General features: G+C 73.8%; 20 protein-coding genes and 1 riboswitch. Of the genes, 3 read left to right on the forward strand and 17 right to left on the reverse strand.

Features of this window, described 5'->3' with window-relative positions; genetic code table 11:
• Positions 1-2: 2 nt before the first annotated feature.
• The 4 genes from ACH4F2_RS25970 to ACH4F2_RS25985 form a co-directional block, all read right to left on the reverse strand.
• Entirely contained in the window at positions 3-401 is a 399-nt protein-coding gene (locus tag ACH4F2_RS25970; protein ID WP_043374438.1) for an ectoine synthase, read from the reverse strand.
• A gap of 97 nt (positions 402-498) precedes the next feature.
• A complete protein-coding gene (gene ectB, locus ACH4F2_RS25975; protein ID WP_398135143.1) occupies positions 499-1,770 on the reverse strand; it encodes a diaminobutyrate--2-oxoglutarate transaminase in 1,272 nt (423 codons plus the stop codon).
• 145 nt (positions 1,771-1,915) lie between these two features.
• Positions 1,916-2,431: a diaminobutyrate acetyltransferase gene (gene ectA, locus ACH4F2_RS25980; RefSeq protein ID WP_398135144.1), complete on the reverse strand. Its 516-nt coding sequence runs from the start codon at positions 2,429-2,431 to the stop codon at positions 1,916-1,918.
• A gap of 334 nt (positions 2,432-2,765) precedes the next feature.
• On the reverse strand, positions 2,766-3,890 hold the full coding sequence (locus ACH4F2_RS25985) for a pyridoxal-phosphate-dependent aminotransferase family protein (RefSeq protein ID WP_398135165.1): 1,125 nt from the start codon (positions 3,888-3,890) through the stop codon (positions 2,766-2,768).
• 169 nt (positions 3,891-4,059) lie between these two features.
• Here ACH4F2_RS25985 and ACH4F2_RS25990 point away from each other — a divergent pair, with 169 nt between their 5' ends.
• Both ACH4F2_RS25990 and ACH4F2_RS25995 read left to right on the forward strand, forming a co-directional pair.
• Entirely contained in the window at positions 4,060-4,200 is a 141-nt protein-coding gene (locus tag ACH4F2_RS25990; protein WP_398135145.1) for a hypothetical protein, read from the forward strand.
• A 44-nt stretch (positions 4,201-4,244) separates the two neighbouring features.
• Positions 4,245-5,336, forward strand: a complete 1,092-nt coding sequence (locus tag ACH4F2_RS25995; RefSeq protein ID WP_398135146.1) for an amidohydrolase family protein — start codon at positions 4,245-4,247, stop codon at positions 5,334-5,336.
• Between the two features lie 83 nt (positions 5,337-5,419).
• On the opposite strand, the gene cobC is transcribed toward ACH4F2_RS25995, so the two are convergent.
• From cobC to cobM, 6 genes are read right to left on the reverse strand one after another with little or no spacing between them, the layout of a single operon-like run.
• A complete protein-coding gene (gene cobC, locus ACH4F2_RS26000) occupies positions 5,420-6,562 on the reverse strand; it encodes an Rv2231c family pyridoxal phosphate-dependent protein CobC (RefSeq protein WP_398135147.1) in 1,143 nt (380 codons plus the stop codon).
• Positions 6,534-7,454, reverse strand: coding sequence for a sirohydrochlorin chelatase (locus tag ACH4F2_RS26005; RefSeq protein WP_398135148.1), 921 nt, complete (start codon positions 7,452-7,454; stop codon positions 6,534-6,536). Before ACH4F2_RS26005 ends, cobC begins: the two co-directional genes overlap by 29 nt.
• On the reverse strand, positions 7,451-8,059 hold the full coding sequence (locus ACH4F2_RS26010) for a precorrin-8X methylmutase (protein WP_398135149.1): 609 nt from the start codon (positions 8,057-8,059) through the stop codon (positions 7,451-7,453). Before ACH4F2_RS26010 ends, ACH4F2_RS26005 begins: the two co-directional genes overlap by 4 nt.
• Positions 8,056-9,774 (reverse strand): precorrin-3B C(17)-methyltransferase, encoded by a 1,719-nt coding sequence (cobJ, locus tag ACH4F2_RS26015; RefSeq protein ID WP_398135150.1) that lies wholly within the window; start codon positions 9,772-9,774, stop codon positions 8,056-8,058. The genes ACH4F2_RS26010 and cobJ overlap by 4 nt, the downstream gene beginning before the upstream one ends.
• The gene (cbiE, locus tag ACH4F2_RS26020) at positions 9,771-11,009 is read right to left on the reverse strand and encodes a precorrin-6y C5,15-methyltransferase (decarboxylating) subunit CbiE (protein ID WP_398135151.1); all 1,239 of its coding nucleotides are present in this window, start codon (positions 11,007-11,009) and stop codon (positions 9,771-9,773) included. The genes cobJ and cbiE overlap by 4 nt, the downstream gene beginning before the upstream one ends.
• A complete protein-coding gene (cobM, locus tag ACH4F2_RS26025; protein ID WP_398135152.1) occupies positions 11,006-11,878 on the reverse strand; it encodes a precorrin-4 C(11)-methyltransferase in 873 nt (290 codons plus the stop codon). The genes cbiE and cobM overlap by 4 nt, the downstream gene beginning before the upstream one ends.
• An 86-nt stretch (positions 11,879-11,964) precedes the next feature.
• On the opposite strand from cobM, the gene ACH4F2_RS26030 reads away from it, so the two are divergent.
• Complete coding sequence (locus ACH4F2_RS26030) at positions 11,965-12,693, forward strand: ZIP family metal transporter (protein ID WP_398135153.1); 729 nt, start codon at positions 11,965-11,967, stop codon at positions 12,691-12,693.
• Positions 12,694-12,713: 20 nt separating this feature from the next.
• Here the strand turns inward: ACH4F2_RS26030 and cobI are convergent, their stop codons facing one another.
• The 7 genes from cobI to ACH4F2_RS26065 form a co-directional block, all read right to left on the reverse strand.
• Positions 12,714-13,463, reverse strand: a complete 750-nt coding sequence (gene cobI / locus ACH4F2_RS26035; RefSeq protein ID WP_398135154.1) for a precorrin-2 C(20)-methyltransferase — start codon at positions 13,461-13,463, stop codon at positions 12,714-12,716.
• Positions 13,460-14,851, reverse strand: coding sequence for a cobyrinate a,c-diamide synthase (locus ACH4F2_RS26040; RefSeq protein ID WP_398135155.1), 1,392 nt, complete (start codon positions 14,849-14,851; stop codon positions 13,460-13,462). The genes cobI and ACH4F2_RS26040 overlap by 4 nt, the downstream gene beginning before the upstream one ends.
• Positions 14,848-15,447, reverse strand: a complete 600-nt coding sequence (gene cobO / locus ACH4F2_RS26045) for a cob(I)yrinic acid a,c-diamide adenosyltransferase (RefSeq protein ID WP_351399284.1) — start codon at positions 15,445-15,447, stop codon at positions 14,848-14,850. Before cobO ends, ACH4F2_RS26040 begins: the two co-directional genes overlap by 4 nt.
• Positions 15,447-17,468 (reverse strand): putative cobaltochelatase, encoded by a 2,022-nt coding sequence (locus ACH4F2_RS26050; RefSeq protein WP_398135156.1) that lies wholly within the window; start codon positions 17,466-17,468, stop codon positions 15,447-15,449. Before ACH4F2_RS26050 ends, cobO begins: the two co-directional genes overlap by 1 nt.
• A gap of 169 nt (positions 17,469-17,637) precedes the next feature.
• Positions 17,638-21,288, reverse strand: coding sequence for a cobaltochelatase subunit CobN (cobN, locus tag ACH4F2_RS26055; RefSeq protein WP_398135157.1), 3,651 nt, complete (start codon positions 21,286-21,288; stop codon positions 17,638-17,640).
• A complete protein-coding gene (locus tag ACH4F2_RS26060) occupies positions 21,285-22,793 on the reverse strand; it encodes a cobyric acid synthase (RefSeq protein ID WP_398135158.1) in 1,509 nt (502 codons plus the stop codon). The genes cobN and ACH4F2_RS26060 overlap by 4 nt, the downstream gene beginning before the upstream one ends.
• The gene (locus tag ACH4F2_RS26065) at positions 22,790-23,755 is read right to left on the reverse strand and encodes a cobalamin biosynthesis protein (protein ID WP_398135159.1); all 966 of its coding nucleotides are present in this window, start codon (positions 23,753-23,755) and stop codon (positions 22,790-22,792) included. The genes ACH4F2_RS26060 and ACH4F2_RS26065 overlap by 4 nt, the downstream gene beginning before the upstream one ends.
• A gap of 99 nt (positions 23,756-23,854) precedes the next feature.
• Positions 23,855-23,999: riboswitch (cobalamin riboswitch) on the reverse strand.
• Positions 24,000-24,213: the final 214 nt, after the last annotated feature.

Here is a 24,213-nt window from a genome sequence, read left to right on the forward strand (position 1 = left end):
ACTCACACCTCCTCGGTGAGCAGCGGGTAGACGCCGTTCTCGTCGTGATCCTCCCGTCCGGTCACGGGCGGGTTGAAGACGCAGATGCAGTGGAAGTCCTCCTTGACCTTGAGCGTGTGCCGCTCATGGCCGTTGAGGAGATACATCGTGCCCGGCGTGATGTGGTACGTCTTCCCGGTCTCGCGGTCGGTCAGCTCGGCGTCGCCCTTGGTGCAGACGACGGCCTCGATGTGGTTCGCGTACCACATCGACGTCTCCGTACCCGCGTACAGAATCGTCTCGTGGACGGAGAAGCCGACCTTCTCCTTGGCCAGGACGATGCGCTTGCTCTCCCAGGTGCCGGACGCCGACTTCACGTGCCGGTCGGTGCCTTCGATCTCCTTGAACGAACGGACGATCACGGTGTTGCGATGCCTCCTAGGTGAAGGGTGTGCAAGGGTCCCCGGCGCCTTCGGCCCACGGTCGCGCGGACCGAAGGCGCCGGAAGCGGTGGTGGTGTCAGGCGGTCTCGCGCACGGCCCGCGCGAGGGTCTTCATGCCCTCGTCCAGCTCGTCGGGCGTGATGGTGAGCGCCGGGAGCAGCTTGACGACCTCGCTCTCGGGGCCGGACGTCTCGATGAGCAGCCCGAGCTCGAAGGCGCGCCTGGCGATCCGGCCGGCGCGGTCCTTGTCGTGGAACTCCAGGCCCCAGACCAGGCCGCGGCCCCGGTACTCCTTGATGTCGGCGAGGTTCTCCTCGGTGATGGCGATCATGTGCTGCTCGACCTGCTCGCCGCGCTTGCGGGTCTGCTTCTCCATCGCCGACCCGTCGGCCCAGTACGCCTCCAGCGTGGCGGTCGCCGTGACGAAGGCCGGGTTGTTGCCGCGGAAGGTGCCGTTGTGCTCGCCCGGCTCCCAGACGTCCAGCTCGGGCTTGAACAGGGTGAGCGCCATGGGAAGGCCGTAGCCGCTGATCGACTTGGAGACGGTGACGATGTCCGGCGTGATGCCCGCCTCCTCGAAGGAGAAGAACGCGCCGGTACGGCCGCAGCCCATCTGGATGTCGTCGACGATGAGGAGCATGTCCTGGCGTTCGCACAGCTCGGACAGGGCGCGCAGCCACTCGGCCCGGGCGACGTTGATGCCGCCCTCGCCCTGCACGGTCTCGACGATCACGGCGGCCGGCTTGTTGAGGCCGGAGCCCTGGTCCTCGAGCAGCCGCTCGAACCACAGGAAGTCCTCGACGGTGCCGTCGAAGTAGTTGTCGAACGGCATGGGCGTGCCGTGCACCAGCGGGATGCCGGCGCCGGCCCGCTTGAAGGCGTTCCCGGTCACGGCGAGCGAGCCCAGCGACATGCCGTGGAAGGCGTTGGTGAACGACACGATCGACTCGCGCCCCTTCACCTTCCGCGCCAGCTTGAGCGCGGACTCCACGGCGTTGGTGCCCGTCGGGCCGGGGAACATGACCTTGTACGGCAGGTCACGCGGTCGCAGTACCAGGTTCTGGAACGTCTCGAGGAAGCGGCGCTTGGCGGTGGTCGACATGTCGAGCCCGTGCGTGACGCCGTCCCGCTCCAGGTAGTCGATCAGCGCGCGTTTCAGGACGGCGTTGTTGTGCCCGTAGTTGAGTGAACCCGCTCCGGCGAAGAAGTCGAGGTACTCGTGGCCGTCCTCGTCGTACATGCGGCTGCCGAGCGCGCGGTCGAAGACGGTGGGCCAGCCGCGGCAGTAGCTGCGCACCTCGGACTCGACGGTCTCGAAGACGCTGAGGTCGGGCTGGGTGATGGTCACGACGAATCGCTCCTCGTGGGGTGAGGGTGGGAGAGGAAGGTCGTACGGATCCGGGGGACCGGTGCGGTCCCGGCCGGGAAGTCTGGGTGCCGGACCGGCACGGGGTGCCGGGGCCGTTCGGGGAGCCGTCCGGGGAGCCGGCCGGTCAGCGGGCGGCGGCGGTCAGGGGGCCTATGCGGTACAGGACCTCGGGCTCGTGCGGGCCGTCGGGGAACTGGCCGGTGTCGAACAGCACCTCGCGCTCCAGCCGGGCGCCGTGCCGCTCGGCGAACGAGGTGAACAGCCGCTGGGAGGGGGTGTTGTCGGGTGAGATGGTGGTCTCGACGGTTGTCGTCCCGCGTTCCGCGACGGTCCGGGCGGCCAGCCCGTCGAGCAGGAGAGCCGCGAGCCTCCGTCCACGGTACGCACGGTCCACCGCCACCTGCCACACGAGCAGGGTGTCGGGCCGGTCCGGCCGCATGTAGCCGGTGACGAAGCCGACCGGTTCACCGCGCTCGTCGCGGGCGACGGCCGACGTGCCGGCGAAGTCCCGGCACCAGAGCAGATAGCTGTAGGACGAGTTCAGGTCGAGGACCTCGGAATCCCTCGCTATCCGCCACAGAGCGGCCCCGTCGGCCACTCTCGGACGGTCGATTTGCAGGTCTGCTTGCGCGGCAGTCATGCAAATTGAATTTACCCAGGGAAATTTGAAATTGCATCGCCGGACGGGGTTACGTATGAGCGTGTCATGTGTTATCACGCGGGCGCGTGCTTCCGCGCGAGGGAGCGGCGATATGTGCGGGTTTGACCGGGAGGTATGCCGCAAAGCGGGCAGCATGTGGATCGGGTCACAATCATGTAACCCGTGTGAGACGTGCCCGAAATGCGAAGATCAAGTTTCGCGAAATCTCTGTGTTTAGGTCCTCGGAAAGCGGGCAGAAGAATACGGGAAGCTGTGCTGAGAGTAATTCCTTAATTCTGTTTGTGTGAGCTTCGGTAATTCCTTGAATTCACGCTTACGAAAGCACGGGACCGGCCGGCCGCTCCCAGGTGTCCTCGACGGCCCGCCGCGCCGCCTCCGGGTCGGCCTGCAGGCCCTTCGCGGTCAGCGCGGCACCCAGTGCCGTCAGAGAGCCCTGGACGGCACCGCGCGTCGCCTGCGGGCCGTAGTGGTTGACACGGACCATCTCCTTGGCCAGCGGGCCCCCGCCCGCCGCCAGCGGCAGCGCCGGATCGGCTTCCAGGGCCCGGGCCACCAGCTCGGACGCGTCGACGTTCGACGGCACCCGCAGCGTCGTCGCGACCGGCGCCGCGTCCCTCGCCTCGTACACGTACGGCTCCAGGCCGCCGCCCAGCGCGAGCGCGCCGGCCCGGGTGGCCGCCGCCGCCGACGCGTGCCGCGCCATCACCGCCGCCGGGCCCTCCGCCTCGATGCGCTCCACGCACGCGTCCAGGGCGAGCATCTCCAACTGCGCCGGAGCGTGCGGCAGCACCTTGCGCCCGCCGTCGGTCCAGCGCTCCTTCCAGTCCAGCAGGGAGAGGTACGACCGGCGCGGCGCTTCGGGGTTCGCCGCCATCCGCGCCCACGCCCGCTCGCTCACCGACACCGCCGACACCCCGGCCGGACCGCCCATCGCCTTCTGCGCGCCGATGACGCACAGGTCCACGCCCCACGCGTCGGGCAGCACCGGCTCGGCGCCCACGGAGGCCACGGCGTCCAGGTAGAACAACGCGCCGTGCGCCCGCACCACCTCACCGATCTCCGCGACCGGGTTGGTGTTCCCGGTCGCCGCCTCGGCGTGCACCAGGGACACGAAGTCGATCTCCGGGTGCTTGGCCAGGGCCGCGCGGACCTGCTCGGCGGACACGGCCGTGTGGAAGGGCACGGAGAGGTCGTGCACGGTCGCGCCGCAGTCCCGCAGCCAGTCCCCGAACGTCTGCCCGTACGGCCCCGTGACGACGTTCAGCGCGACGGTGCCCGGCCCCGCGGCGGCGCGGATCGCGCCCTCCAGCGGCAGCAGCGCCTCGCCCTGCATGATCACGACGTCCTGGCCGGTGCCGAGCAGGCGCGCGACCCGGTCCTCGATCGCGGCGAAACGGCCGGCGCTCAGCGGGGCGAGGTCCAGGAAGGGGTGGGTCACTGTGGTGCTCTCTTCGCTCACGGTCAGGTTGTACGGCAGGTACGGGGTCGAGAGTAACCACGGCCCCTGCCGCGACTCGCGCCGGAGGGCATCCGTTGCGACACCCACACGCCCGGAATGACAGCTTCCGCCACGGCCTCGTGAGTGCCGAGCCGATGAACCCGCACGGGTGTTCGCTCTCCTGCTGCTCCTCCGGGTGCGTCATCCCGGCGTCGCCGTGCTCGCCCTTCGGGCCGTCGCCGGCGTCGTCGCGGCCGGATACGCGACCGAGCCGCGCGCCCGCGTGACAGCGCGCGACGGCGGCCGGTGACCGGGCCTTCGAACGGCCCCGGGGCCCGGTCTAAGGTGCGGGGCATGAGCGATCGCACGGTGCTGCACGTCAAGGGTCGGGTGCTCGTCGGACCGGAGGAGGTCCGCGACGAGTTGTGGGTGATCGACGGCAGGATCTCCCACGACCGTCCCACCGGCGCCGCCGACGTGCGCACCGTCGAGGGCTGGGCGCTGCCCGGCCTGGTCGACGCGCACTGCCACGTCGGCCTGGACCAGCACGGCGCCGTCCCCGAGGACGTCGCCGAGAAGCAGGCGCTGACCGACCGCGAGGCCGGCACCCTCCTCATCCGCGACGCGGGCTCGCCCTCCGACACCCGCTGGACCGACGACCGCGAGGACCTCCCGAAGATCATCCGGGCCGGCCGGCACATCGCCCGCACCCGCCGCTACATCCGCAACTACGCCTGGGAGGTCGAGCCCGAGGACCTCGTCGCGTACGTCGCCCAGGAGGCCCGGCGCGGCGACGGCTGGGTGAAGCTGGTCGGCGACTGGATCGACCGCGACCTCGGCGACCTGTCCGCCTGCTGGCCGCGCGGCGCCGTCGAGGCCGCGATCGCGGAGGCCCACCGGCTCGGCGCCCGCGTCACCGCGCACTGCTTCGCCGAGGACTCCCTGCGCGACCTGGTCGAGGCCGGCATCGACTGCGTCGAGCACGCCACGGGGCTGACGGACGACACGATCCCGCTCTTCGCCGAGCGGGGCGTCGCCATCGTGCCCACCCTCGTCAACATCGCCACCTTCCCCGCGCTCGCCGACGGCGGCGAGTCCCGGTTCCCGCGCTGGTCGGCCCACATGCGCCGGCTCCACGAACGCCGCTACGACACCGTGCGCAGCGCCTACGACGCCGGGGTGCCGGTCTTCGTCGGCACCGACGCGGGCGGCTCCCTGGCCCACGGCCTGGCGGCGGCGGAGGTCGCCGAGCTGGTCACCGCCGGCATCCCGCCCGTCGAGGCCATCGCCGCGACGACCTGGGCCGCCCGGCGCTGGCTCGGCCGTCCCGGCCTGGACGAGGGTGCGCCGGCGGACCTGGTGGTGTTCGACGAGGACCCGCGCGCGGACGTGCGCGTGCTCGCCGCCCCGCGCCGGGTGGTGCTGAACGGGCGGGTCGTCGGTTAGCCCAGGGCGGTGCCGTACGCCTCGGGGTGGTGCCGTACGTCTCAGGCCGGCGCCGTACGCCCTCAGGCCGGCGCCGTACGCCCTCAGGCCGGTGCCGTGCACCTCGGGGCAGCGCCGTACCCCGCACAGGCAGGGTCCGCCACCGCTCGCCCCAGCGCCCGCAGGAAGCCGTCCGTCGTGGACCGGTCCCGTACCGCCAGGCGCAGCCACTCCTCGCCCAGCCCCGGGAACGTGTCCCCGCGCCGTACCGCGTACCCGAGGCCGCGCAGCCGGTGGCGTACCGCGGCGGCGTCCGGCAGGCGGACGAGGACGAAAGGGCCCTCGGCGGGCTCGACGACCCGCAGTCCGGCACCGGTGAACTCCGCCAGCCCGGCGACGAGACGCTCCCGGTCCGCGGCGACGCGGTAGGCGGCGTGGGCGGCCTCCGCCAGCGCCTGTGGCGCCACGCACACCTCGGCCGCGGCCAGCGCGGGCGTGGACACGGGCCACAGCGGCTGGGCGCGCTCCAGACCGGTGACCGTCTCCGGGTCAGCCAGGACGTATCCGATGCGCAGCCCGGCCAGCCCCCACGTCTTGGTGAGGCTGCGCAGGACGACCAGCCCGGGCACGTCCGTGCGCCCGGCCAGCGCCTCCCGCTCGCCCGGCACCGCGTCCATGAACGCCTCGTCCACGACCAGCGTCCGCCCGGGGCGGGCCAGTTCCGTGAGCGCGGCCGCCGGGTGCAGCACCGACGTAGGGTTCGTCGGGTTGCCGATCACCACCAGGTCGGCGTCCTCGGGGACGGCCGCCGGGTCCAGCCGGAAGCCGTCCGCCTCCCGCAGCAGCACCCGGTCGACCGTGTGCCCCGCGTCCCGCAGCGCCGCCTCCGGCTCCGTGAACTGGGGGTGCACCACGACCGGCCGGCGCACCTTCAGCGCCCGCGCCAGCAGCACGAACGCCTCGGCCGCGCCCGCCGTCAGCAGCACCCTCTCCACCGGCAGCCCGTGCCGCGCCGCCACCGCCGCCCGCGCGGCCCGCCCGTCCGGGTAGGCCGCGAGGGAGCCGAGCGAGGCGGCGACGTGCTCGCGCAGCCAGGCCGGCGGCGTGTCCGCGCGGACGTTCACCGCGAGGTCCACCAGTACCGAGCCGTCGTCGCGGACCTCGGCGTCCCCGTGGTGCCGCAGGTCGGGGCCCCCGAAACCGGCCCCGGCCCCGTCCTCAGTGCGCATGGGAGTGTGCGTGTCCATGCCCGTGATGGTGCCCGTGGTGGTGATGGCCGTCGTCGTCGGGGTGGAAGTGCGGCTGCTGCGGCAGCCCCACCTTGTCCTCGAACCCGGGCAGCGCGATCCGGTACACGCACGAGTCGCAGTTCATCCGGAGGTCGCCCTTCACCGCCTCCTCGTACCGCTCCCACACCAGGTCGAGCAGCTCCGGCTCCGGCCCGATGACGTCGGCCGACCGCACCTCCGTCTCCGGGTGCGCGGCGGCCCACTGCTCGGTCTGGTGCCGGACCCGGTCCGGGAGGATGCCGGTGAACAGGAAGTACGGCAGGACCACGACCCGCCGCGCCCCCAGCCGCACGCACCGGTCCAGGCCGCCCGGCACGTCCGGCTTCGCCAGCGACACGAACGCCGTCTCCACGGCCCCGTACCCGCGCCCCTCCCACAGCAGCCGCGCCGCCTTGAACACCTCCGCGTTGGCGTCCGGGTCCGTCGAGCCGCGCCCGACCAGCAGCACGGTCACCTCGGCGGGGTCCCAGGACGGGTCGACCGCCTCCGCGAGCCGCCGCTCCAGCACCCGCAGCAGAGCGGGGTGCGGGCCCAGCGGGCGCCCGTACGTGTAGGAGATGCCGGGATGCCGCTCCTTCTCGCGGGACAGCGCCGCCGGGATGTCACCCTTGGCGTGCCCGGCGGACACCAGCATCAGCGGCACGGCGGCGAACCGGCGCACCCCGCGCTCGACCAGCTCGGTGACGGCCTCGCCCAGCGGCGGCGGGGACAGCTCGATGAAGCCGCCCGCGACGGGCAGTTCGGGGTGGCGGCGGCCCAGCTCGCGCACGAAGTCGCGGAACGCCTCGGCTCCGGCCTCGTCCCGGGTGCCGTGTCCGGCGATGAGCAGGGCGGGCGGCGGGGTGGTCACGATTTCTCCTCAGAACACTCGGAATACTCGGAGTACGAAGTGGGGTGGTACAGCAGGGCGTTGAGCGCGGCGGCGGCGACCGCCGAACCGCCCTTCTCGGACACGTTGCTGACGGCGGGCAGCCCGCTGACGCGCAACGCGGCCTTCGACTCGGCCGCGCCGACGAAGCCGACGGGCAGACCGATGACGAGCGCCGGGGCGGCGTCCAGGGTGAGCAGCTCCTCCAGGGCGGTCGGCGCGCAGCCGATCACCCACAGAGCGCCCGGCCCGACCTGCTCGTACGCCAGCCGCACGGCGTGCGCGGAGCGGGTCAGACCGGGCCCGGACCGGGCTTCCCCGAGGCGGCACACCGTCTCGCGCCGGGTGATGCCCGCGGCGACCATCTCGACGTCCACGACGACGGGCGCCCCGGCGTGCAGCGCGGCGTAGGCCTTCTCCAGAGCGGCCTCGTCCGTGACGAGGTCGGTGGCGTACTCCAGGTCGGCGGCGGAGTGGATGACCCGCTCCACGACCGCCCGGGTCAGCGGCGGGAAGTGCGACGTGTCCAGCCGGGCGCGCAGCCGCCGGAAGGACTCCTGCTCGATGGGGTGCACGACACGGCTCACTTCGGACCCTCCTCGGACCCCGCGGCGGAGCCGCTCGTCGATGCCGCCTGCCAGCGGTAGCCGCGCGGCGTCACCATGCGCCCGGCGATCCGACGGGTCGCGGTGTTGCCCACCGTCACGACCGTCATCATGTCGACCGTCGCCGGGTCGAGGGCGGCGAGCGTGGTCAGACGGCTGGACTCGTCGGCCCGCGACGCGTTGCGCACGACACCCACCGGCGTCGCCGGCTCCCGGTGCTCCGCGAGGATCGCCAGCGCCTTGGGCAGCTGCCAGTCCCGGCCCCGGCTGCGCGGGTTGTAGAACGTCACGACGAGGTCCGCCTCGGCCGCCGCCCGCACCCGCCGCTCGATGACCTCCCACGGCGTGTGCAGGTCGGACAGGCTGATCGACACGTGGTCGTGGCCGAGCGGTGCCCCCAGGATCGCGCCGGCCGCCAGCGCCGCCGTCACGCCCGGCACCCCGACCACGTCGATGTCGTCGGACGCCTCCGCCAGCGCCGGGGAGGCCATGGCGTACACCCCGGCGTCCCCGCTGCCGATCAGGGCGACGGCGTGCCCGCGCCGGGCCTGTTCGACCGCGGTCCGCGCCCGTTCCTCCTCGGCGCCGAGGCCCGACTCCAGGACCCGGGTGCCGGGCCGCAGCAGGTCGCGGATCTGGTCGACGTACTGGTCGAGGCCGACCAGCACCGAGGCCCGCCGCAGCTCGGCCTGCGCGCGCGGCGTGACCAGGTCCCGGGCGCCCGGCCCGAGCCCGACCACCGCGAGCCGACCGCGCCCCGGCCGCCGTACGAGGGCACAGGTCGCCATCGCAGGGCTCGCCGCCGACTTCCGCTTGGGCACGAGGAGTTCACCGCCGCGCACGAGCGCCGCCGCCTCCGCGACCGACGGGGTTCCCACGGCCGCCAGCGGGGCGTCGGAGGGGTTGGGCACCTCGACACCCGCCAGCTCCGCGGCGGGGTACGTCACCACGGGCACGCCCAGCCGTTCGGCCGCGCCGACGATCCCGGGCTCCTCGGCCTTGGCGTCCACGGTGGCCAGCCAGGCGACCGACGCGGCGGACAGCCCGGCGTCCCGCAGGGCCTCCTCCACCAGCCCGTACACCTCGTCGACCGGCGCGCCCCTGGACGCGCCGACGCCGACGACCAGGGACGGCGGGCGCAGGACGGCCTCCCGCTCGGCCGACTCCACCAGGCGGTCGGTCACCCGGACCGTGTACGCGCCCTCCCCAGCGACGGGCAGCGGCGGCAGCGGCCAGCTCACCTCCGCCCGCAGCGCGACCGGCTCGCCGTCCAGCAGGGCCCGCGAGACGCCGGCGACATCGCCCTCCACGGGCAGCCCGAGGGTGTCCAGGCCGGCCAGCCCCACGGCGTCCGTCGCCGTCGTCACCACCGGCTCGGCGCCCAGCACCCCGCCGACCGCGCGGGCGAGTTCGTTGGCGCCGCCCCCGTGGCCGCCGACCAGCGACACGGCGAACCGCCCGCCCTCGTCGACGCACACCACGCCCGGATCGGTCCGCTTGTCGTCCAGCAGCGGCGCCACGAGCCGGACCACGGCCCCCGTGGCCAGGAAGCACACGAGCTGCTCGCACTCGGCGAACGCGGTCCGTACGGCGTCCGCGACGGGACCCCCGTAGACGCGCGTGCGGTCCGGCCACGCCGCGGCCAGCCGGTCCCGCGCCGCCGCTCCCGCCGCGGTGGCGGAAATGAGGCCGATCAAGGGGCAACTCCTTCGGTACGGCTGTGCGGCCTCACGCCCCACAGCAGGAAGACGGGATTGGTGGCCGCGAGCCGGGTCACGTCCCCCGGCAGCGGCGCGAGCCGGGACGACTGCAGCAGCACGCCGTCGCACTCCAGTCCGGCGTCGAGCAGCGCCCGGCGGGCCGCCGGCACCCGGTCCAGCGCGGCCATGGCGACGACCACGGCCCGCCGCGCCCGCCGCGCGCACTGCGCGACGATCGCGGGCAGTTCGCGCCCGCCACCGCCGACGAACACGGCGTCGGGGTCGGCGTCCAGGCCGGACAGCACGGTGGGTGCCGACCCGTGCACCACCCGGACGTCGACGCCGTGCGCGGCGGCGTTGGCGCGGACGCGCTCGACACCGTCCGGCGTCTTCTCGACGGCGGTGACGGCGGCGCCGAGCCGCGCGCACTCCACGGCGACGGATCCGGAGCCCGCGCCGATGTCCCAGACCAGGTCGCCGGGGCGGGGTCCGAGCCGGGCCAGCGCCAGCGCCCGCACCTCGAACTTCGTGATCATCGAGTCGCGATGGGCGAACGCGGCCTCGTCCAGCGCCCATCCGGCGGCCGGCGGCCGCGGCGGCCCGGCGATCGTCCGTACCGGGCCCAGCGCCCGAGCCTCGTCCAGGCACAGCACCACGCTCACCTCCGACCCCCAGTCACGGACGGCGGCCTCGGCGGGCGTCAACCGCTCCACGCGCTCCCCGGCGGAGCCCAGCGCGCAGGCGACGACGAGGACCCGCGCGTCGGACCGCAGCGCGGCGCCGAGCTCCGCCGGACCGGCCCCGGGCCCCGTCAGCACGGCGACCTTCGGGTGGGCCCGGCACAGGTTCACCGCCGTCCGCAGGTCCCGCCCGTGCGCGCTGGCCACCACCGCGTCGTCCCACGGCAGCCCGACCCGCGCGAACGCGGCGGAGACGGAGGAGACACCGGGCCGGACGTCGAGCCGCTCGGGCCCGAACCGCTCGGCCAGCGCCCGCACGATCCCGAAGAACCCCGGGTCACCGGAGGCCAGCACGACCACCCGCCGCCCCTTCGCGACGTACTCCGCGATCGTGTCGAGGGCGGGCGCGAGCGCCCCGAGCACGACCCGCTCGGCACCGTCCGGCAGCCGTACGGCGTCCAGGTGGCGCCGCCCGCCGACGACCAGCTCCGCACCGGCGGCGACGTCCTCGCCGGGCGGCGCGCCGGTCCCCGTCCCCACCACGGTGATCACGTGCTCGCGCCCCGGGTGCGCAGCTCCCTGCGAGCCTGGGGGTCGGCCTTGCGATAGCCGTGGAAGTGCCCCGGGTGGTACAGGTGCGAGCGGGTGCCGTGCGCGTCGAGGGCCGGGCCGACCAGGAACAGCGTGTGCTTCCAGAGCTTGTGCTCCTTGACCGTCTCCTCCAGCGTGCCGATCGTGCACCGCACGACCAGCTCCTCCGGCCAGGTGGCCTGGTACGCGACGACGACCGGCGTCTCGGTCGGGTAGCCGCCCTCCAGCAGCTCCCGCACCAGCTGGCCGCTGCGGGCCGCCGACAGGAAGATCGCCATGGTGGTGCCGTGCTTGGCGAACTCGCGGACCTCCTCCCCGGGCGGCATCGGCGTCTTGCCGCCGCCGAGCCGGGTGAGGACGACGGACTGCGCGACCTCCGGGATGGTCAGCTCCCGCCGCGCGAGCGCGGCGACCGCGGAGAAGGCGGAGACGCCGGGCACGATCTCGGTCGCGATGCCGATCTCGGCGCACCGGTCGAGCTGCTCCTGCGTGCCACCCCACAGGGCCGGGTCGCCGGAGTGGATGCGGGCAACCCGCAGCCCCTCCCGGCGCGCCCGCCGGTAGACGGCGACGACGTCCTCCAGCGACATCGTCGCCGAGTCCAGGACCTCCGCGTCCTCCCGCGCGTGCTGGAGGACCTCGGCCTGGACCAGGCTCGCCGCCCAGATCACCACGTCGGCCTCGGCGATGGCACGCGCGGCGCGGAACGTCAGCAGGTCGGCGGCGCCGGGACCGGCACCGACGAAGGTCACCTTGCCGACGGGGTCCCCGGCCGCACCGGCCGTGGAAGTCACGGGAACCTCGGAAGCCTCGGAAGCCTCGGGAGCCATGGGAATCGGTCCTCTCCTACGCATATTTACTGCGGTTGCTGCTGTCGTGCGCACGGATACGCGCTCTGATCGGATAGCAAGGGCCCATGGCGGTCTTCGTCGCGCTCGGCGCGTTCCTGATGACGCTGGCCGGCGGCTGGACGGCACAGCGGGTGACCGACCGGCGCCACCTGGTCCTGGGCCTGGCCGGCGGCCTGATGCTGGGCGTGGTCGGCCTCGACCTGCTGCCGGAGGCGCTTCAGGCGGCCGGCGACGAGGTGTTCGGCGTGCCGGAGGCGCTGCTGCTCTTCGTCGCCGGATTCCTGCTCGCGCACCTCGTGGAACGCCTGCTGGCCGCCCGCCGCGCCGCGCACGGCGCCGACGAACACGGACAGCGCTCGCCCCAGGTGGGCCTGACGGCCGCCGCCGCGATGGTCGGGCACAGCGCGATGGACGGCGTGGCGATCGGCGCGGCCTTCCAGGTCGGCGGCGGCATGGGCGCGGCGGTCGCGATGGCCGTGATCGCCCACGACTTCGCGGACGGCTTCAACACCTACACGCTGACCAGCCTGTACGGGAACGCCCGCCGCCGCGCGATCGCCATGCTGGTCGCCGACGCCGTGGCGCCCGTGGCCGGTGCCGCCTCCACCCTCCTCTTCTCGATCCCGGAGGGCGTACTCGGCGCGTATCTCGGCCTGTTCGGCGGCGTACTGCTCTACCTCGCCGCCGCCGAGATCCTGCCCGAGGCCCATCACGAGCACCCCGCCCGCTCGACCCTGCTGTGCACGGTCGCGGGCGTGGCGTTCATCTGGCTGGTGGTGGGCGTGGCCGAATGAGGCGCGCCGGCCCGGGGGGTTCACAACTTCCCGCCCCGCCCGCCCTCGCGCCGGGCGGGCGCGATGAGCGTCGACAGATAGGGCAGCGGCCCGTCGTCCAGTTCGGCAGCCGCCCGTACGGACTCCTCGGGCAGCCCCAGCGACGACCCCCACACGGCGTCGTCGAGCCGCCCGGTCTCCCGCAGCGCCTCGGCGACCTCGGCGGCCTGCCGGCCGAACTTGTAGGCGACGACCGTGCCGGGCCCGTTCAACGCGTCCTTGAGCACGCCGGACCCCGCGGTGACCGGCACCAGCGTCAGCGGCTCGGTGCCCTCCGTCAGCACGGCACCCGACCGCGCCGCGAGGTCCTGCATGGCGGTGATGCCCGGCACGGTCTCCACGACGGTGCCCGGCACGAGGCTGCCGACGGTGTGCGCGAGATAGGTGAAGGTCGAGTACACGTTGGGGTCGCCGATGGTGGCGAAGGCGACGCTGCCGTGCTCCCGAAGCAGTCCGGCGACCCGCTCCCCGGCCGCGTCCCAGGCGGCCTCGCGCCGTGCCCGGTCGGTGCGCTCGTTGAGCGCGAACACGACCCGTACGACCTTCTCGGCGCCCACGTAGTGCAGCACGGTCGCCTCGGCGCGCCCCGGCTCGCCGCCGTCCTTCCCGTCAGACGCAGCCATCACGGGCACGACGACGACCTCGGCGGCCCGCAGCGCGTTGACCCCCTTGACGGTCACCAGCTCGGGGTCCCCGGGCCCGACTCCCACCCCGATCAGCCTGCTGCTCATGACGTCCGGCACCTTTCCACGAACCGACGGGCGACACCGGGCTCGGACGCCCAGTGCGTGTGCAGATAGCTCGCGTGCACACCGCGCTCCACAAATCCCTCGACGCGCCGCTCGGGCGCCCGCATCCCCCACGCCGGCGCCGCCCCGGCCCCCGGCTCCACGACCGTCCGGTGGAACTCGTGCCCCCGCATCCGCGTCCCCGTGACGGCCAGCGCGCTGTCGGACACGGCGACGGCGTCCCGGTAGCCCAGCGTCAGCCGCTCCGACATCCGCGCGGAGGCGTCCAGCACCCCGCACATGGGCAGTCCGTCCAGCTCCCGGCACAGATACAGCATCCCCGCGCACTCGGCAGCGACGGGAGCACCGCTCAACGCCAGCTCGGCGACGGCCTTGCGCAGCGCCTCGTTGGCGGACAGCTCGGACGCGTACACCTCGGGGAACCCGCCGCCGATGACGAGCCCGCCGGTCCCCTCGGGGAGTTCCTCGTCCCGCAACGGGTCGAAGGTGACGACCTCGGCCCCGGCGGCGGCGAGCAGCTCGGAGTGCTCGGCGTAGGAGAAGGTGAAGGCGGGACCGCCGGCGACGGCGACACGCGGGGGTGACTTCTCGGTGGACCGGGTCGGGCGCGGCCCGGGCACAGATCCGGGCGTCCAGGGGGCAGAACCCCCTGGCAACGGCCCGGCGCCGCGCGCCAACGCCACCAACGCCTCCAGATCACACCCGTCAACGACCAGCGCGGCCATCGCCGCGACGGCCTCGACCGCCTCCGAGCCCCGCTCGGCGACCGGCACCAGCCCCAGATGCCGCGACGGCGTCCGGACCGGCGCCGCCCGCCGCAGCACCCCCAGCACCGGCACCCCCGCCGAATCCAAGGCCTCCCGCAGCAGCGCCTCGTGCCGGTCCGACCCCACCTTGTTGAGGATCACGCCCCCGACCCGCACCTCCGGGTCCCAGGACGCGAACCCGTGCACCAGAGCCGCCACCGACCGCGACTGCGACGACGCGTCGACGATCAGCACGACCGGCGCGCGCAGCAGTTTGGCGACATGGGCGGTGGACGCCAGTTCGCCCTCCCCGGCGGCACCGTCGTACAGCCCCATCACACCCTCGACGACCGCGATGTCGCAGCCGCGCGCCCCGTGCAGGAACAGCGGAGCCACCAGCTCCGCCCCGCACAGGTACGCGTCCAGGTTCCGCCCCACCCGCCCGGTGGCGAGCGCGTGGTAGCCGGGGTCGATGTAGTCGGGCCCGACCTTGTGCGGCGACACGGCGAGCCCGCGCGCCGCGAGCGCGGCCATCAAGCCGGTGGCGACGGTGGTCTTGCCGCTGCCCGAGGAGGGCGCGGCGACGACCAGCCGGGGCACGGAGCCGGCCGGGAGCGAGGTCACCACTCGATGCCCCTCTGCCCCTTCTGCCCCGCGTCCATCGGGTGCTTGACCTTGGACATGTCGGTGACGAGGTCGGCACACTCGACCAGCTTCTCCGGGGCGTTCCGCCCGGTGATCACGACGTGCTGGGTCCCGGGCCGGTCCCGCAGCACGGACACGACCTCGTCGGTGTCGACCCACCCCCAGTGCATCGGGTAGGCGAACTCGTCCAGCACATAGAGCTTGTACGTCTCGGCGGCCAGGTCCCGCTTGACCTGCTCCCAGCCCTCCCGGGCCTTCTCCTCGTTGTCCATCTGCGCGTCGCGCTGGACCCAGGACCAGCCCTCGCCCATCTTGTGCCAGTCGACGGACCCGCCCTCACCACTGGCGCCCAGCACCCGCAGCGCGTTCTCCTCGCCGACCTTCCACTTCGCCGACTTGACGAACTGGAACACCCCGATCGGCCACCCCTGGTTCCAGGCGCGCAGCGCCAGCCCGAAGGCGGCGGTGGACTTGCCCTTGCCGACGCCCGTGTGGACCACGACCAGCGGCCGGTTGCGTCGCTGACGCGTCGTGAGCCCGTCGTCCGGTACGACACTCGGCTTGCCCTGCGGCATTACGCGGCCCTCCTGTTGCCCTGCACGTCCTTCACCAGACCGGCGATCGAGTCCGCCCGCAGCTCGTCCAGCGTCACCGCCGTACCGCCCAGCTCACCCGCGAGCTGCCCGGCCAGGCCGAGCCGCACCGGCCCCGACTCGCAGTCCACGACCACGGAGGCGGTGCCCTCGGCCGCGAACAGCCGCGCCGCCCGCCCGGCCAGCGCGACCGGCTCGGGGCCACCGGTGGCCCGCCCGTCCGTCACCACCACGACCAGCGCCCGCCGCGCCGGGTCCCGCAGCCGCTCCACCCGCAGCACCTCATGGGCGCGCAGCAGCCCCGCCGCCAGCGGCGTACGCCCGCCCGTGGGCAGCGACTCCAGCCGGACCGCCGCCGCGTCCACCGACGAGGTCGGCGGCAGCGCGACGTCGGCGGCCGAACCCCGGAAGGTCACCAACCCCACCTTGTCCCGCCGCTGGTAGGCGTCCAGCAACAGCGACAGCACGGCACCCTTCACGGCGCTCATCCGCTGCCGGGCCGCCATCGACCCGGAGGCGTCGACGACGAACAGCACGAGGTTGCCCTCGCGGCCCTCGCGGCTCGCCTGCCGCAGGTCGTCCCGCCGGACCACCAGACCGGGCCCCGAGCGGCCCCGCGCCCGCTGGTGCGGAGCGGCGGCCCGCACGGTCGCGGCCAGGTGCAGCTTGGTCAGCGCCCCCTTGGGACGCCGGGCCCCGGTGGTCCGCCCGTGCTCGGTCCGCGCCCGGGAACGCCGCCCGGCGGCGCCCTCGCCGAGGCCGGGGACGCTCAGCACCTTCGTACGGAACGGCTCGGCGGCCCGCACGGGCGACTGCTCACCGGCACCGCCGCCGGAAGGCTGCGGCTCCCCGCCCTCACCGGCCTCGGGGCGCGCGGCGGTGTCACCATCCCCCTGCGGGGCGTCGTCGGGCTCCGGCTGCCCACCAGGACCACCAGGACCGTCGGGACCCGGGTCCGGATCGTCGTCCCCGCCACCGTCCCCGTCCTGCCCGCCGAACTCCTCCAGCGTCTCGTCCAGCTTGTCCTCGTCCAGCCCGGGGGCGTCGAAGGGATTGCGCCGCCGCCGGTGGGGCAGCGCGAGCAACGCAGCCTGCCGTACGTCCTCCGCGAGCACGTCGGTCCGCCCGGCCCACGCCGCCAGCGCGGTCGCCGTCCGCGCCATCACGATGTCGGCCCGCATGCCGTCCACCTCGAAGGCCGCGCAGGTCGCCGCGATCTGCCGCAGCGCCCCGTCGCCGAGCCGCACCGACGGCAGCAGCTCCCGCGCCGCCACGATCCGCGCCCGTACGGCGGCCTCCTCGTCGGCCCAGCGCGTGGCGAAGCCGTCGGGGTCGTCGTCGTACGCCAGCCGGCGCCGTACGACCTCGACGCGCTGGCCGGGCTCGCGCGAGGCGGTGACCTCGACGGTGAGGCCGAAGCGGTCCAGCAATTGGGGACGCAGTTCGCCTTCCTCCGGATTCATGGTGCCCACGAGCAGGAACCGCGCCGCATGCCGTACGGAAACACCTTCGCGCTCCACGTACGAGGCACCCATGGCAGCCGCGTCCAGCAAGACGTCGATCAAGTGGTCATGCAACAGGTTGACTTCGTCGACGTAGAGGATGCCCCTGTTCGCGGAGGCGAGGAGCCCGGGTTCGAACGTCTTGACGCCCTCGGCGAGGGCGCGTTCGATGTCCAGTGCTCCGATGAGCCGGTCCTCGGAAGCTCCGACAGGCAATTCGACCATGCTCGACGGCCGCCGCCTGACGCTTTTACCAGCCCGGTGCGGTCCGTCCGGGCATCCCGGGTCAGGGGCCCCGGGGTCACATGCGAAGCGGCAGTCGGCAACCACCTCCAATTCAGGAAGCAGCGTCGACAACGCCCGCACGGTCGTGCTTTTGGCGGTGCCCTTCTCACCCCTGGCCAGCACGCCACCGATGTTCGGCGAAACGGCGTTGAGAAGCAGAGCGAGCCGTAGGTCGTCCTGCCCGACGATTGCCGTGAACGGGTAGGGCGTGTTCATGCGGAGATCACTCCTTCGAGTGGCGCAGGCAAGTTCTGGAGCGGTGAGGCGACACCGACAGGCGAGGTGGTCGTCTGCTCCCCGTCAGGACGGGGATGGTCGGCTGCTGCACGACCACTTGGTCGAGCTGCTGCTCTGCTCCCCGCACTCGCGGGGATATCAAGGGAGATCACTCGTCCCCCTCCAGATCGCCCTCAAGCTCGAGGTAGGTCGCCCGGAGCCGGTCCAGGGTCTCTTGGTCCGGCTCCGCCCACAGCCCGCGGTCCGCCGCCTCCAGCAGTCTTTCCGTGATCCCGCGCAAGGCCCAGGGGTTGGACTTCCGCATGAACGCCTGGTTCTCGGGCGAGAACACGTACTCGGCCGACAACTTCTCGTACATCCAGTCGTCCACCACCCCGGCTGTCGCGTCGTACCCGAAGAGGTAGTCCACGGTGGCCGCCATCTCGAAGGCGCCCTTGTAGCCGTGCCGCCGCATCGCCGCCATCCAGCGCGGGTTGACCACGCGGGCCCGGAACACCCGGTGGGTCTCCTCGCCCAGCGTCCGGGTCTTCACCTGGTCGGGCGTGGCGGAGTCGCCGACGTACGCCTCCGGGGAGGTCCCCGTCAGATGGCGCACCATCGCGACCATGCCGCCGTGGTACTGGAAGTAGTCGTCGGCGTCGACGAGGTCGTGCTCGCGGGTGTCGACGTTCTTCGCGGCGACCGCGATCCGCCGGAACGCCGTCTCCATGTCCCCGCGCGCGGCGCGCCCGTCCAGGCCGCGCCCGTAGGCGTAGCCGCCCCACACCGCGTACACCTCGGCGAGGTCCGCGTCGGAGCGCCAGTTGCGGGCGTCGATCAGCGGCAGCAGACCGGCGCCGTACGCGCCCGGCTTGGAACCGAAGATGCGGGCCGTCGCCCGGCGCCGGTCGCCGTGCTCGGCGGTGTCCGCGTCGGCGTGGGCGCGTACGTAGTTCTGGTCGGCGGGCTCGTCCAGCTCCGCCACCGCCCGCACCGCGTCGTCGATCAACCCCACGACGTGCGGGAACGCGTCCCGGAAGAAGCCCGAGATACGCACCGTGACGTCGACGCGCGGCCGGCCCAGCTCGGTCACCGGCACCACCTCGAAGCCGGTGACCCGGCGCGACGCGTCGTCCCACACCGGACGGCAGCCCAGCAGCGCGAGGATCTCGGCGATGTCGTCGCCCTGGGTGCGCATCGCGGACGTGCCCCACACGGTGAGGCCGACGGACTTCGGGTACTCGCCGGTGTCGCTCAGGTAGCGCTGGATCAGCGAGTCCGCGAGGGACTGCCCGACCTCCCAGCTCAGCCGGGACGGGATCGCCTTCGGGTCGACGGAGTAGAAGTTCCGGCCGGTCGGCAGCACGTTGACCAGCCCGCGCGTCGGCGAACCGGACGGCCCCGCCGGGACGTAACCACCGTCCAGGGCCCGCAGGATGTGCCCGATCTCGTCCGTCGTCCGGGCGAGCCGCGGCACGACCTCGGCGCAGGCGAACTCCAGCACGGCCACCGCGTCGGGGAGTTCGGTGCGCAGTACCTCGCGCACCAGAGCCGGTACGGCCGCGATGTCCCACGCCCGGGACTCCATGCCCTCCGCGAACCGCCGGCACAGCTGCTCCAGCAGGTCGACGGCGTCGGCGGCGCTGCGGGCGGGCCCCTCGACCAGGTCCGTCAGCTCCACCGGCACCTTCACCGGCGCGCCCGGCTCGGCCAGCAGCTCCTTCTCCACCAGCCCGAAGTGCTCGGCGAGCGACGCCCGCAGACCCGGCAGCGCGTTCGCCTGCCCGCCCCACACCTGCGAGGCGCGCAGCACCGCGAGGACGAGGTTGACGCGCGGCTCGCCCACCGGGCCGCCGCCCAGGATGTGCAGGCCGTCGCGGATCTGCACGTCCTTGATCTCGCACAGATAGCCGTCGATGTGCATGACGAACTCGTCGAACGCGTCGTCGTCCGGCTGGTCGTCCACGTGCAGGTCGTGGTGGAGCTCGGCCGCCTTGACCAGCGTCCAGATCTGCGCCCGGACGGCAGGCGCCTTCACCGGGTCCAGGTCGGAGACGAGCGCGTACTCGTCGAGCAGCTGCTCCAGCTTGGCCAGATCACCGTAGGTGTCCGCCCGCGCCATCGGCGGCACGAGGTGGTCGACGACCGTGGCGTGCCCGCGCCGCTTGGCCTGGGTGCCCTCGCCGGGGTCGTTGACGATGAACGGGTAGATCAGCGGCAGGTCGCCCAGCACCGCGTCCGGCGCGCAGCCGGCGCTCAGCCCGAGTCCCTTGCCCGGCAGCCACTCCATCGTGCCGTGCTTGCCCATGTGCACGATCGCGTCGGCACCGAAGCTGTTGTCCAGCCACCGGTACGCCGCCATGTAGTGGTGCGACGGCGGCATGTCCGGGTCGTGGTAGATCGCGATCGGGTTCTCGCCGAAGCCGCGCGGCGGCTGGATCATGACCACGACGTTCCCGAACTGGAGCGACGCGAGCACGATGTCGTCCCCGTCGACGTACAGCGAGCCGGGCGGCTCGCCCCACGCCTCCCGCATGGCGTCCCGCAACTCCGGGTCCAGCTTCTCGAACCACGCCCGGTAGTCGGCCAGCGGCACCCGCGCGGGCGCGGCGGCCAGCTGGTCCTCCGTCAGCCACTCGACGTCGTGTCCGCCTGCCTCGATCAGCCGGTGGATCAGCTCGTCGCCGCCGGAGGGGTAGTCGGTGAGCGAGTACCCGGCGTCCCTGAGCGCGTCCAGGACCCGCACGGCCGACGCCGGGGTGTCGAGACCGACCGCGTTGCCGACGCGGGAGTGCTTGGTCGGATACGCGGTGAAGACCAGCGCGAGCTTCTTGTCGGCGTTCGCCTTGTGCCCCAGGGCCGCGTGCCGTACGGCGATACCGGCGACACGCCCGGCCCGCTCGGGGTCGGCGACGTAGACCGGCACGTCGTCGGGGCCCTGCTCCTTGAAGGAGAACGGCACGGTGACGAGCCGCCCGTCGAACTCGGGGATGGCGACCTGCATCGCCGCGTCCATGGGGGAGAGGGCGGCGTCCGACTCCTCCCAGGCCGCCCGGGACGAGGTGAGGCAGAGCCCTTGCAGCACCGGCACGTTCAGGTCGGCCAGCGCCCCGATGTCCCACGCCTCCTCGTCGCCGCCCGCCGACGCCTGCGAGGCGTGCGTGCCGCCGGCCGCGAGCACCGTCGCGACCAGGGCGTCCGCCCGGCCCAGCAGCTCGTACAGCCCGGCGTCCGCGCCGCGCAGCGAACCGCAGTACACGGGCAGTGCGTTGGCGCCGTGCGCCTCGATCGCGTCGCACAGCGTGTCGACGAAGGCGGTGTTGCCGCTCAGCTGGTGGGCGCGGTAGAAGAGCACGCCGACCGTCGGGCGCCCCTCCACGACGTCCCGGGAGCCGTGGACGCCGAACTCCGGCATCTTCTCCGGCTCGTCGAAGCCCTCGCCGGTCAGCAGCACCGTGTCGGAGAGGAACCGGGCGAGCTGGGTGAGGTTGGCGGGACCGCCCTCGACCAGGTAGCGCAGCGCCTCCGCGACCACCCCGGCCGGCACCGAGGACTCGGCCATCAGCTCCGCGTCCGGCACGCTCTCGCCGCCCAGCAGGACGGTCGGGATGCCGGCGGCCTTCAGCGCGGCGAGCCCGTCCTCCCAGGCGCGCTTGCCGCCCAGCAGACGTACGACGGCGATGTCCGCGCCCTCGACGAGCCCCGGCAGCTCCTGGGCCACGTCGACCCGGGTCGGGTTGCCGATCCGGTAGGCGGCGTCCGACGCGCGGGCCGCCAGCAGGTCCGTGTCGGCGGTCGACAACAACAACACTGTGCTCATGCGGGCGCTCCCGGTGGAATGAAGGGCAGTCCTTGTGGCGCGCCGGACTCGATGAGCCGCCACAGCGCGTCCGTGTCCGCGTGGTGTTCGATCAGGTCGCCGAGCCGGTCGAGCTGCTCCTCGCGCAGCGCGGCGAACGACGTGTCGGGGGCGGGTACGAAGCGGCGGCCCGCGGCGGCCGCCACCTCGCCGAGGAACGCCCGCCGGAAGTCGTCCGACTCCAGCGAGCCGTGCCAGTGCGTACCCCAGGTCGGGCCGACCCGGCAGCCGTCCAGGAAGGCTTCACCACCCGTGACTTCGGCGACCCCGTGGTGGATCTCGTACCCCTCGACGCGTTCGCCGAGGGCCTCGCCCACCGGTCGGGTGAGGGTCTTCTCGCGGGCGAACCGCACGCGCACGGGCAGCAGTCCGAGCCCGTCCACGTGCCCGGCGCGGGACTCGACCTCGTCCTCGATGTGCTCGCCGAGCAGCTGGAAACCGCCGCAGATGCCGAGCACGGGCCGCCGCTCGGCCGCCCTGCGCGCGATGGCGTCCGCGAGCCCGCGCTCCCGCAGCCACTCCAGTGCCCGGACCGTCCCGCGCGTCCCCGGCACGATGACGAGGTCCGCGTCGGCCAGCTCCTCCGGCCGGTCCACGAAGCGCACCACGACACCGGGTTCGGCGGCCAGCGCGTCCACGTCCGTGAAGTTGGACATCAGCGGTACGGCGCAGACGGCGACCCGCAGCACGTCCTCGCCGACGGGCGGCGCGACGACCGACTCCCGCACCGTCCCGCGCATCGAGACCCGCAGCCCGTCCTCCTCGTCGATGCCGAGCCCGTGCCGGAAGGGCAGCACGCCGTACGTGTGCCGCCCGGTGAGCCCGTGCAGCATCTCCAGCCCCGGCTCCAGCAGCGACACGTCGCCCCGGAACTTGTTGACGAGGAACCCGGCGACGAGCGCCTGGTCCTCGGGGGACAGCAGCGCCACCGTGCCGAAGAAGGAGGCGAAGACGCCGCCGCGGTCGATGTCGCCGACGACGAGGACGGGGAGCCCGGCGCCCCGGGCGACCCCCATGTTCACGATGTCGGTCCGGCGCAGGTTGATCTCGGCCGGACTGCCCGCCCCCTCACAGATCACCGCGTCGTACGTGCTCCGCAGCTCGGCCAGACAGTCCAGCACGGTGCCGAGCAACTGCTGCTGGCGGCCGCCGTGGTAGCCGCGGGCGCTCATCTCACCGACCGGCTTGCCGAGCAGGACGACCTGGCTGCTGCGTTCACCGCCCGGCTTGAGCAGCACCGGGTTCATCTGCGCGGTCGGCTCCACACGGCACGCCTGGGCCTGCATGGCCTGCGCCCGCCCGATCTCGGCGCCCTCGCGGGTGACGAAGGAGTTGAGCGACATGTTCTGCGCCTTGAAGGGCGCGACCTTGACGCCCTGCCGCACCAGCCAGCGGCAGATCCCGGCGGTGACGACGCTCTTGCCGGCGTCGGAGGTGGTGCCGGCGACGAGGAGGCCACCGCTCATGAGTCACGTCCCTTCGTGAGTGCCCGGCGGGTCAGCAGCCGCGCGCCCGCGCACACGCCCAGCGCCAGCCAGCCCACGCGCCGGGAGAGGCGGACGGCCCGGTCGATGTCGCCGCGGCCGGCCCGGACGGCGCGTCCCGCCGCCCCGTTGAGGACGGGCCGGTGCTCGACCCGCCCGCCGTAGGAGAGCGTTCCGCCCAGCCGCACGCCGAGGGCGCCCGCGAAGGACGCCTCCACCGGGCCGGCGTTGGGACTCGGGTGCTGTCCGGCGTCGGCGCGCCAGGCGCGCACCGCACCACGGGGGTCGCCGCCGGCCACGGTGGCCAGGACGGCGGTCAGCCGGGCGCCCGGCCAGCCCGCGAGGTCGTCGAGGCGGGCCGACGCCCAGCCGTAGCGGCGGTACTTGGGGGACTTGTGGCCGACCATCGCGTCCAGGGTGTTCACGGCCCGGAAGCCGAACAGTCCGGGCACCCCGCCCAACGCGCCCCACACCAGGGCGCCCACCACCGCGTCCGAGGTGTTCTCGGCGACGGACTCCACGACGGCCCGGGCGATCCCGTCGGCGTCCAGCGCCTGCGGGTCCCGCCCGCACAGGTGCGGCAGCCGCGCGCGGGCCGCCTCGACGTCGCCGGCCTCCAGGGCACGGCCGATGGCGCTCGCCTCGCGGGCGAGCGAGGTGCCGCCGACGACCGACCAGGTGGCGGCGGCGGTCAGTGCGACGGAGGCGGCGGGGGAGCGGCGTACGGCGCGGGTGGCGGCCAGCCCGACGGTGGCGGCGCCTCCGGCGCACACGGCGGTGTGCAGGGCGCCCCACCCGCGGTGGTCCCGCCACAGCACCCGTTCCACGGCACCGGCGGCACGGCCGAACGCGGCGACCGGGTGTCCGCGGCGCGGATCGCCGAGGAGGAGGTCACCGAGGAGGCCGGCGGCGGCACCGTACGCGAAGACGCGTTCGGCACGCACGGGGCTCAGCCGGTCACACGGTCAGGGAAGAACCTGGTACTGAACGTCGATCGGCAGCCGAGCATGGCGGTATGTCCTCACTCAGGGTGTCCACGCCCTGGTTCGAAGAGACCGGCGGTGAGAGTTCCTGGCTCCCGGGGATCCGTTCCCCGGTCACAGTGGCGGGACCGCGCCGGATTCGCACCGGGCTTCCTCTCCTGCCGCCGTATTGGCTCCGGAAGTCCACCACGGCCCGCGAACACCAGTCAACCTGGCGTTGACCTGCGGCGGGGGAGTGTGCGAAGGCCCACACACGGAAGGCGTGCGCCGGCACGGGAAGAGGCGGGGGGGGGGGGGGGGGGGGGGGGGGGGGGGCCCCCCCCCCCCGCGGGGGGCGCGGGGCGGGGGGGGGGGGGGGGGCCCCCCGGCCCAGCCCCCCGGGGGGGGGGGGGGCCGGGGGGCGGGCCACGACACACACG

The organism is Streptomyces sp. NPDC017890 (assembly GCF_044328675.1).
Taxonomy (GTDB): domain Bacteria; phylum Actinomycetota; class Actinomycetes; order Streptomycetales; family Streptomycetaceae; genus Streptomyces.